Annotated in this window: 6 protein-coding genes; all 6 read left to right on the top strand. The window is 66.0% G+C overall.

Translation table 11 applies throughout. The features are described from left to right. Positions 1–586: 586 nt before the first annotated feature. Positions 587–3,238, top strand: a complete 2,652-nt coding sequence (locus FPZ47_RS24380; protein WP_144956266.1) for a replicative DNA helicase — start codon at positions 587–589, stop codon at positions 3,236–3,238. A gap of 178 nt (positions 3,239–3,416) precedes the next feature. After that, complete coding sequence (locus FPZ47_RS24375; protein ID WP_144956260.1) at positions 3,417–3,950, top strand: TnsA-like heteromeric transposase endonuclease subunit; 534 nt, start codon at positions 3,417–3,419, stop codon at positions 3,948–3,950. An 84-nt stretch (positions 3,951–4,034) separates the two neighbouring features. Further along, complete coding sequence (locus FPZ47_RS24370; RefSeq protein ID WP_144956263.1) at positions 4,035–7,034, top strand: DEAD/DEAH box helicase; 3,000 nt, start codon at positions 4,035–4,037, stop codon at positions 7,032–7,034. A 152-nt stretch (positions 7,035–7,186) separates the two neighbouring features. After that, positions 7,187–8,392, top strand: coding sequence for a tyrosine-type recombinase/integrase (locus FPZ47_RS29875; RefSeq protein WP_246133585.1), 1,206 nt, complete (start codon positions 7,187–7,189; stop codon positions 8,390–8,392). Further along, positions 8,362–10,050 (top strand): tyrosine-type recombinase/integrase, encoded by a 1,689-nt coding sequence (locus tag FPZ47_RS24360; RefSeq protein WP_246133586.1) that lies wholly within the window; start codon positions 8,362–8,364, stop codon positions 10,048–10,050. The genes FPZ47_RS29875 and FPZ47_RS24360 overlap by 31 nt, the downstream gene beginning before the upstream one ends. Before the next feature lie 121 nt (positions 10,051–10,171). Then, positions 10,172–10,411: a hypothetical protein gene (locus FPZ47_RS29870; RefSeq protein ID WP_246133587.1), complete on the top strand. Its 240-nt coding sequence runs from the start codon at positions 10,172–10,174 to the stop codon at positions 10,409–10,411. Positions 10,412–10,471 lie beyond the last annotated feature (60 nt).

The raw sequence follows: 10,471 nt of genomic DNA, 5'->3' as shown, positions 1-10,471 counted from the left end.
CCCCCGCGCCCCCCCCCCCCCGCCCCCTCGGGGGGGGCCCCCCCCCAAACCCCCCAAATTTGCCCCGCGCGGGGGGGGGGCCCCCCCCCCCCCCCCCCCCGGAGGCAGTTGTGCCCGCTGCGCACCCCGCGTTGGCCCGCGGGTGCGGTCGCGCACGACCGCGCCAGCGAACTAATTTCGCGTAACGTCCGCGCGCGTGCCTTAACCCCCGCGTAACGCAGCGAAAATCTGGCCGAAAGGCAACACGCCCGGGGCGGTAACCTGGCCCGACACGCCGACGAGATTCTTGTCCACACCAAAGGTGTGGCGTTGTATGACGCGTATCTGCGGAGATGCCGGGGCACGCCGATTTGATCCACAGGTTCTCCACACCCCGCTCAACACAGGTGTCGAAGGATATGCACACACCATGCACAGCCTTATGAACAGCGGCCCCTTTCAGTCCGCGCCAGCAACGTTTAGCGTTCTCCCGGCACGAGGTGATGCGGGTGCTGTGCGGCGGGGCGTGTCAGTGCCTTGGCTTATGGTCTGAATACCGGTTATCGAATGTACGTTCGGGCACGTGAGTCGGAGGAGGATGCACTCGATGGCGGTCGTCGACGACCTGGCGCCGGGCGCGGAGTCCGCGCCGCCGAGTGAGGACTTCGGTCGTCAGCCCCCGCAGGATCTGGCTGCCGAGCAGTCGGTGTTGGGCGGGATGCTGCTGAGCAAGGACGCGATCGCCGACGTGCTGGAGCGGCTGCGGCCCGGCGACTTCTACCGCCCGGCCCATCAGAACGTCTACGACGCGATCCTGGACCTGTACGGGCGGGGGGAACCGGCCGACGCGGTGACGGTGGCGGCGGAGTTGGACCGCCGCGGCCTGCTGCGCCGCATCGGCGGGGCGCCGTATCTGCACACGCTGATCTCGACGGTGCCCACCGCGGCCAACGCGGGCTACTACGCGAGCATCGTGGCCGAGAAGGCGCTGCTGCGCCGGCTGGTGGAGGCCGGGACGCGGGTGGTGCAGTACGGCTACGCCGGCGCGGAGGGCGCCGACGTAGCCGAGATCGTGGACCGCGCGCAGGCCGAGATCTACGCCGTCGCCGAGCGGCGGATGTCGGAAGACTTCGTGCCGCTCGAGGACCTGTTGCAGCCGACGATGGACGAGATCGACGCCATCGCCTCCAACGGCGGCATCGCGCGCGGCGTGCCGACCGGGTTCACCGAACTCGACGAGGTGACCAACGGCCTGCACCCCGGGCAGATGATCATCGTGGCGGCCAGACCCGGGGTGGGGAAATCCACCCTGGGACTGGACTTCATGCGGTCCTGCTCGATCAAGCACCGGATGGCCAGCGTCATCTTCTCGCTGGAGATGAGCAAGTCCGAGATCGTGATGCGGCTGCTCTCGGCCGAGGCCAAGATCAAGCTGGCCGACATGCGGTCGGGCCGGATGAGCGACGACGACTGGACGCGGCTCGCCCGGCGCATGAGCGAGATCAGCGAGGCACCACTGTATATCGACGACTCGCCCAACCTGACCATGATGGAGATCCGCGCCAAGGCGCGCCGGCTGCGGCAGAAAGCCGACTTGAAGCTGGTCGTGGTGGACTACCTGCAGCTGATGACGTCGGGCAAGAAGGTCGAGTCCCGGCAGATCGAGGTGTCCGAATTCTCCCGGCACCTCAAGCTTTTGGCCAAGGAGCTCGAGGTTCCGGTGGTGGCGATCAGCCAGCTCAACCGTGGGCCCGAGCAGCGCACCGACAAGAAGCCGCTGCTCTCGGACCTGCGCGAGTCGGGGTGCCTGACCGCCGCCACGCGAATCCTGCGCGCGGACACCGGCGCCGAGGTCACGTTCGGTGAGCTCATGCGGACCGGCGAGCGGCCGTGGGTGTGGTCGCTGGATGAGCGGATGCGCATGGTCGCCCGTCCGATGACCAACGTCTTTCCCAGCGGGCACAAGGAGGTGTTAAGGCTCCGGCTCGCCTCGGGCCGCGAGGTTGAGGCCACCGGCAACCACCCCTTCATGAAGCTCGACGGCTGGACCCCGTTGGAGCAGTTGCAGGTCGGCGATCGCATCGCGGCACCCCGGCTTGTCCCGGAGCCCTTCGACACCCAGCGCATGGACGAGTCCGAGGTGATCCTGCTGGCCCACATGATCGGTGACGGGTCGTGCGTGAAGCGCCAGCCGATCCGCTACGCGTCGGTGGACGAGGCGAACCTCGGCGCGGTGACGATCGCCGCCGCGCACTTCGGCGTGCGGGCCGTCCGCGACGAATACCCGGCGGCGCGGGTGACCACGCTGCGCCTGCCGGCGCCGGAGCGGTTGACCCACGGCAAGCGCAACCCGATCGCGGCGTGGCTGGACGGCCTGGGGCTGTTCGGCAAGCGCAGCTACGAAAAGTTCGTTCCGGAGCCGGTATTCCGCGCTCCCAACGACCAGGTTGCGCTGTTCCTGCGGCACCTGTGGGCGACCGATGGGTCGGTGCGGTGGGACGACAAAGCCGGCCAGGGGCGTATCTACTACGCGTCGACGAGCCGGCGCCTGATCGATGACGTCGCGCAACTGCTGCTGCGGGTCGGAGTGTTCGCGCGCATCAAGCGCGCGACGAAACTCGGTTACCGCGATGGGTGGCACCTCTGCATCTACGGGGCGGAGAATCAGGCCCGCTTCCTGCGGCACGTCGGCGTCCACGGCGTGAAAGCCGCGGCGGCACAAGAGGTACTGGCGCGGCTGGAGGGCGTGGCGCGCAACACGAACCTGGACACCGTGCCCAAGGAGGTGTGGGTGCGAGTCCGCGAGGCGCTGTCCGCCAAGCAGATGACGCACCGCGGGTTCGCCGCCGCCATGGGCGCTCAGTTCTGCGGGTCGACGATGTGGAAGCATTCGCCAAGCCGGGGCAGGCTGCATCGCGCCGCGGCGCTGCTCGACGACCCGGCCATTCACGCGCTGGCCACCAATGACGTCTTCTGGGACACGGTCGCCGAGATCACCAGCCTCGGCGCGCAGGACGTCTACGACGGAACCGTCGACGGCACACACAATTTCGTCGCTAACGGCATCAGCGTCCACAACAGTCTCGAACAAGATGCCGACATGGTGATCCTGCTGAACCGGCCGGACGCGTTCGAGCGCGACGACCCGCGCGGGGGAGAGGCGGACTTCATTCTCGCCAAACACCGCAACGGCCCCACCAAGACGGTGACCGTCGCGCACCAGCTGCACTTGTCGCGGTTCGCCAACATGGCAAGGTGATGCGGTTTTTCTGTACGGTCTCGCGCCGCGGTTCAAAATCTCACGGGCGAATTCAAGAGGACTTCAAATTTGAAGCGGCGCTGAGACACGCCGATCAGCGTTCCTCGCAGACAGACGCGTGAGGGCCATCCTGTGGCTATGACTTCGGGCTCAGGGTCTACCGAGCGGTAGCGGAGACATGGTTTCGGCGGGTGGGGCCGCTGCGACCATCACGGTGCGGTTCCGAACCGCCCCGACCGCCGATGTGTCCGCGGTAGCGCTTGCCGACGTCGATCCGAATGCTCTGGTGGCGGCTTGCCCGTGGTGGGAGTTCCGGTGGTGTGCCGGGCAGAAGCACTATTCCGGGACTTACTGGTCAGCAACGGAGGGCCGTCACGTCATCTACGAGTCGCGGCTGGAATTGGCGAGGCTGTTATTCGCTGACTTCGACAGTTCAGTTGACCGCATCTGTTCACAGCCATTCCTGCTGGTGCGGCTGCGCGGTGGCGTTGAGCGCAAGCATGTTTCAGAATTTCTGCTGATCACTGATGAAGGACCGAAGGTTGTCGATGTGAAGCCGGCGTGTCGGCTGGCCAAGCCGGAGGTAGCATCGCGGATCTGCTCAGCGCGGCGACGCCGTAGCGAACATTCAGGTGGCATCGCGGGAAGAAGCACTACTCGACTCGGACGATGTCTCTCGCTGAAGGACGTTCCTAGATCGGTGATCTCGTGATCAAGACGGTGAGCCGTCTCGCGCGTTTGGACACCTGACTCATCCACTGACGAAGGTCGGCGGCGCTGGCTACGCTGAACCCCGATGCCCAAGTTCGACGACCTCCTCGCGGCCCTCGACCCCGACCCGCGGGTCCGGGGCAAACAGTTCGAGCACGTCTGCAAGTGGTTCCTGGCGAACGACCCGATGTACAAAGCCACCCTACGGCGAGTGTGGCTCTGGAATGACTGGCCGGGGCGTTGGGGTATCGACGCCGGTATCGACCTCGTCGCTGAAGACGGCGCTGGGCGGCTCTGGGCAGTTCAGGCGAAGGTGTACGCGGAGAAGTATTCCGTCACCAAAGCCGACGTTGACAAGTTTCTGTCGGAGTCTTCACGGACAGTGTTCTCCCACCGTCTGCTAATTGCCACCACCGATAAAATGCATCCACTGGCCCAGCGGACGATCGACGCGCAGGAGAAGAAGGTATCCGTCGTCGGGTTGAGCACGCTGCTCACCGCCGAGGTGGACTGGCCCGCCAGCATTGCCAATCTGCGTCCATCCAAGCCGCGGCAGCCCGCGAAGCCGAGGGACCACCAACAGGCAGCGATCAGGGATGTGCAGAGCGGATTCAAGGACGCTGATCGCGGCCAGCTCATCATGGCGTGCGGCACCGGGAAGACCCTCACGGCGCTGTTCATCGTCGAGAAGATCGCCGCCGACCGGGTGCTGATACTGGTGCCGTCGCTGTCGCTGCTCAAACAGACGCTGCGTGTCTGGCAGACGAACGCAAAGACCCCGTTCGAAGCGCTGCCCGTCTGCTCGGACGAGACCGTAGGCTGCGACGACGACATCCCTGTCGCCCGCGTCAGCGAACTGGGCGTGCCTGTCACCACGAACCCGGCTGACATCGCCACGTTCCTACAGAAGCGGTCCGGTCCCCGTGTGGTGTTCTCCACCTACCAGTCGTCACCGCGGATCGCCGAAGCGTTTACGCTGGGCCGGGTTCCCGCCTTCGACTTGGTGATCGCCGACGAGGCACACCGCTGTGCCGGACCTGTGTCTTCGGACTTCGCAACGGTCATCGATGGCGACCGCATCAAGGCTCATCGGCGGCTGTTTATGACGGCGACGCCGCGCTACTACACCGGACGGGTCATCAAGGCAGCCAAGGAGGACGACTTTGAAGTCGCGTCGATGGATGACCCTGCTGTGTTCGGCACGGTGTTCCATCGTCTCGGGTTCAGCGAGGCGATCCGGCGTGACCTGCTCACCGATTATCAGGTGGTGGTGGTGGGGGTGGACGATGCCACCTATCTCAAGTGGACGGAACGGGGCACGCTAGTCACCCGGGGCGGGCAGGATGTCACCGACGCCCGCAGCTTGGCCGGACAGATCGGGCTGGCGAAGGCGATGTGGCGCTACGACCTGCGCCGCATCATCAGCTTCCACTCCCGAGTCAACAGAGCTCGCGACTTCGCCGCCGAGCTACCCGATGTCATCGACTGGATGCCCGGCCCCCAGTGGCCCAAGGGCGAGCTGTGGGCCGACTACGCCTCTGGCGAGATGACCGCCGGGGAGCGTCACATCCGGCTCCAGCACCTGAGCCGCCTTGGCAACGGCGAGCGCGGCCTGTTGGCCAACGCTCGCTGCCTGGCCGAGGGCGTGGACGTTCCCACCCTAGACGGTGTCGCCTTCATCGACCCACGGCGTTCCGAAGTGGATATCGTTCAGGCGGTTGGTCGTGCCATCCGGAAGGCTGATGACAAAACCGTTGGCACCATCGTGATTCCCGTCTTCATCGACACCGACGTTGATCCCGAAGTGGCGCTGGACGATTCAGCGTTCAAGCCCGTGTGGGACGTAATCAAGGCGCTGCGTGCGCATGACGACGAGCTGGCTGAGCAGATCGACAGTCTGCGGCGCGAGTTGGGTCGTCGCCGTGGTGTGCCAAAGCTGCCGGACAAGATTCACCTCGATGTGCCGGTCACCGTGGGTCCGGCGTTCGCCGAAGCCTTCGACACCCGGCTCGTCGAGCAGGCATCGGCGCCGTGGGAGTTTTGGTTCGGGTTACTGGAGCGGTATGTGGCAGAGAACGAGACGGCGCTGGTTCCGCAGGGCTACACGATGGAGGGCTCCAGACTCGGGCAGTGGGTGATGGCGCAGCGTGTCAACTACGCCAAAAAAACCTTGGCCCCCCACCGCGAACATCGTCTCAAGACGCTGCGGGGGTGGGCCTGGGACGCCCGCGCCGAGAAGTGGGAGAAGGTCTTCGCCTGCCTCCTGGACTACGTGAAACAACATGGAAATGCCCTGGTTCCGGCGACCTGTGTGTTTAACGGCGTCAAGCTCGGCAGTTGGGTCGTTTCGCAGCGGGTGTACTACGCCAAAGGCGCTCTCGATCCTGACCGCGCTCACCGCCTTGCGGAGCTTTCGGGCTGGGCTTGGGACGTGATCGACGCCCAGTGGGAGGAGGGTTTCAGCCATCTCCTGAACTATGTAGAACAGACTGGGCACGCTCGCGTCCCGTCTCGCCACCTCTTCAACGGATACAAGCTCGGCAACTGGGTAGCAGTGCAGCGCGACCGGTACCGGGACGGCACCCTCGACCCTGAGCGCGCACGGCGTCTCAAGGTGCTTCCGGACTGGACCTGGACCCCGCACGGCGACCAGTGGGAGGAAGGCTTCACGCTACTGGTGGCCTTCGTCGAGCGCACCGGTCACGCGAATGTCCCGTACTCCTGCACGGTTGACGGTTACAGGCTCGGTGCGTGGGTTGCGAATCAGCGCAGCAGGAGGCACACCCTGAGCCGCGACCGGAGCGAACGTCTGGAGGAGCTGACGGGCTGGGAGTGGGATGCTGTGGTCGCCAAGTGGGAGGAGGGCTACAACCGGGTCCTTGAGTATGCTCGCCGCAATGGGGATGCCCGCATTCCGTTCTCCTACACGGTCGATGGCTTCAAGCTCGGATCATGGGTCAACACGCAGCGCACCAACCATGCCCGGGGAACCCTTGACCCTGAGCGTGCACAACGGCTCCGAGATCTGCCGGGCTGGACCTGGGACGCCCGCGCCGACCGAGCGCTTCGTCGGACGCCGCGATAACGTGGGCGGCCGGGCGCGGGCAGCGCGGGGACAATGGTCCCACGCCTTTTACCCATGTCGCCCTAAGCGATCTGCGCCGAGCCGTGATCTATGGCCCTGCTCCGGGCGCGGGAGCCGTGCTCGAACCTTAAACCTTAAAATCCACCGACCAGTTGCGGTGGCTCGTCGCCGACATGTTGAGCAAGCAGGGACTGACCGTTGTCAACGAGAGCATGACCGGTGAGACCCGACAGGACCGCAACCTCCTCACCGCACCCGGCCAGCTGGTGCTGGTCCGCGAGCCCGACACCACCACCGGCTACGGCCCGGCGCCGTTCACCACCGACACCGGCAGCCGTGGCGCGCAGATCGTCGAGCGCTACGCCCAACGATGGTCCGTCGAACCGGCCAACGCCATCGGCAAACAACTGCTCGGCGTCGGCCAAGCCCGCAACCGCGTCGCCAAGGCTGTCGAGCGCACCGTGCGGTTCCTGATCCAAACCCTCGTGACCGTCTGGTACGCGTTCTTCGGCTACCACACCGACGACCTCGCCAGCCCCGACGCAGCCGAACCCTGTTACGACCAAAAGACCGAACCCGCCCCTCGAAGACATGCTCGCCAAGCTCCGCCGCACCCTCAACGCCACGGCGTGGACCTCGGTGATCTGCTGACCACCTGGCAGCGGCGCGGGACACGCGGCGGATCGTGGCGGCCGCTGCTGGCGCACTTGGGCGCAAGACCGGAACGCAGCAAGCGGATCCGGCTGCGAGCCGAGCGGCGCATCCCCGACTCCCTGGACGCTGAGCAGATTGTGGCGATCACCGCCGCGTGTGATCGGCTGCGGGACCGGTTTCTGTTCACCCTGTTGAGCGAGTCCGGGCTGCGGATCGGTGAAGCACTGGGGTTGCGCCACAGCGACATCGACGCCGCAGCTTGCCTGGTTTCGGTAGTGCCGCGACGGAACTCGAATCGGGCGCGGGCCAAGGGCGGAGGTGGCCGACAGGTGCCAGTGCCGGCCCGGGTGATTAGGCTCTACGCCGATTACCTGCATGCCGAGTACGGCGATCTAGACAGCGACTACGTGTTCGTCAACTTATGGTCGGGTCCGGTCGGGAGTCCGATGACCTATCCCAGTGTTTATGACCTGGTCTGCCGGATTCGGGAGCGGACCGGAATCGCGTTCGGGCCGAACTCGTTTCGACATACGTATGCGACAGAGCTGTTGCGCCGCAAGGTGCCGGTCGAGGTGGTACAGCATCTATTGGGGCATGCGTCGATCGCCACCACCACCGACGTTTACGCGCACCTGAAGGTCGAGGACGCGCGCCGCGCCTTGGTGACCGCGGGATGGCTGACCGGCCGGGACGAACCGCGGTGAGCGTCGAGGCGCTGGCCAGGCCGTTCAATCCGACGCTGACCGAGCGCTTGGATGCGATGGTGCGTCCGGAGTTCCGGCTCGACGTGCTGGTGCCCGCCGTGGGCGATCCGATCCTTGGCACGCCCGCGTGCGCGGTGCCGGGGTGTGTGCACTCCAGTCGATACGCCGCGCTGTGTCTGGCCCATCTGGGCCGATGGAAACAGGCCGGTCGGCCGGGCCGGTCAGCTTGGGCCGCGACTGCGGATCCCACGGTGATGGGTCATCGGCAGCTGCAATCGTTCCTGGTGCACGAATGCGGGTTTGGCCAGCATCGGTATCGGTTGTGCTACCAGCATTCCCAAAGATGGCAGAGAGCCGGACGACCACCTGTCGAGTTGTGGAAGCCAGAGGTCGCGAGCACACCGGCGGCGGTGTGCGCGGTCCCGGGGTGCGCGTTGTGGGCCGAACTGGACGGGGGCTGGTGCCGGTCCCACGACGCTCGGTGGCGCCAGCGTGGGCGCCCGCCGACCGCCGAGTTCATCGCCCACTGCGTGGGCTATGGCGAGGACCGCTTCGACTTCCGGCTGCTTCCGCCGCGGCTGCGGTTGGAGATCGGCTATGCGCTGCAATGCCGGGTCGATGCGAACCGGACCCGCACCACGCCTGGGTCAATCAAAGCGCTGTTGGACCATCTGGTCGCCAGTGGCGCCGAGTCGCTGTTGGAGCGTCCGCTGGCCGACTGGCTGATCGGACCGCCGGCCGCGGCGTCGGTCAACACACCGCGGGCGTTCCTCGGTTACGCCATCGAGTGCCTGCTCGACGTGCGCGACGGGACCGGCTGGGACAACGAATACCAGCGTGACGTGTGGCGGCTGCGCCGCCTCGGCGTCGCCGACCACGACGGTGCTCAGCTGGATTTCACTGTGGTGCAACCACGCTGGTTGCGGGAGCTGGTCAAGCGATGGAGCCGCTGGCGCATGTCATGTGGTGTCGGGCTGGGCCAGCTGCGTAAGGACCGCATCGCGCTGGTGCGGCTGTCGCGGCTGACACCAGGGTTGGCGAGCTCGACAGACCCCAGCGCGTTCGACCGCGTGGCGCTGGAGGGCTACCTGGCCCGACTGCTGGTCGAGCTCCCGCACCCAAAGACCCGCAGCACCGATATCGGCGCCGTGACCGGGTTTCTGCATGCCGTGCGCCAGCACCGCTGGGCGTCACTGCCCGCGGAAGCGCAGCTGTATCCCAGCGACCAGCCCAGCCGCGACGAGACACCGGCACCGCGGGCGATTCCCGAGTTCGTCATGGGCCAGCTGGAAAACGTCGCCAACCTCGACCGGATCGCCGACTCGAAGTTCCGGCTGCTGGTAGAGGTTCTCATCCGCACCGGCCTGCGCATCGGTGACGCCACCCGGCTGGCGCTGGACTGCCTGGCCCGCGACCCGCAGGGCGCGGTCTATCTGCGCTACCGCAACCACAAGATGCGCCGCGACGCGGTGGTGCCCATCGACGACGAACTCACCGCCATGATCCAGACGCAGCAGGAACGCACACGACAGCAGTTCCCGGCCACAGGTGTGCTGTTGCCGCGGCAGCGCCAACCCCGACGGAAGGCTGCCCATTCCCAGCGCGACGTTCCACTTCCAGCTCGGGCAGTGGCTCGAAACCTGTGGTTTCACAGATGAACTCGGTGAGCCAGTTCATGTCACCGCTCATCAGTTCCGGCACACGGCAGCCACACGATGGATCAACCATGAGGTGCCACAAGAGGTGGTCCGACGGCTACTCGACCACACCAGTCACACCATGACCGCCGTGTATGCCCGGCTGGCCGACACCACCATCCGCGAGCAGTGGGAACGCGCCCAGGAGATCAACATCCGTGGCGAACCGGTCGACACCACGATCGACGAGACGCTCGCTGATGGCGAGTGGATGAAACAGAACCTTGCCCGCGCGAAAATGGCACTACCCAACGGCTATTGCGGCCTACCGCTGCAGAAATCGTGCCCGCACGCCAACGCATGCCTACTAAGGCGATCGTAAGTAAGTCGAGTCACGCCGCGATGTAGGCCAAATTCGGGTCACGGAAAAATCCCTGGACCA

Source organism: Mycobacterium helveticum (assembly GCF_007714205.1).
Classification (GTDB): Bacteria; Actinomycetota; Actinomycetes; order Mycobacteriales; family Mycobacteriaceae; genus Mycobacterium; species Mycobacterium helveticum.
Note: the sequence above shows the minus strand (reverse complement) of the source record. Positions and strands in the feature narration are given on the sequence as shown.

Excerpts from the sequence above, each read along its gene's own strand:
- FPZ47_RS29870 (WP_246133587.1), top strand. The coding sequence starts at position 10,172 with ATGACCGCCGTGTATGCCCGGCTGGCCGACACCACCATCCGCGAGCAG.
- FPZ47_RS24380 (WP_144956266.1), top strand. The coding sequence starts at position 587 with ATGGCGGTCGTCGACGACCTGGCGCCGGGCGCGGAGTCCGCGCCGCCG.
- FPZ47_RS24370 (WP_144956263.1), top strand. The coding sequence starts at position 4,035 with ATGCCCAAGTTCGACGACCTCCTCGCGGCCCTCGACCCCGACCCGCGG.
- FPZ47_RS24375 (WP_144956260.1), top strand. The coding sequence starts at position 3,417 with ATGGTTTCGGCGGGTGGGGCCGCTGCGACCATCACGGTGCGGTTCCGA.
- FPZ47_RS24360 (WP_246133586.1), top strand. The coding sequence starts at position 8,362 with ATGGCTGACCGGCCGGGACGAACCGCGGTGAGCGTCGAGGCGCTGGCC.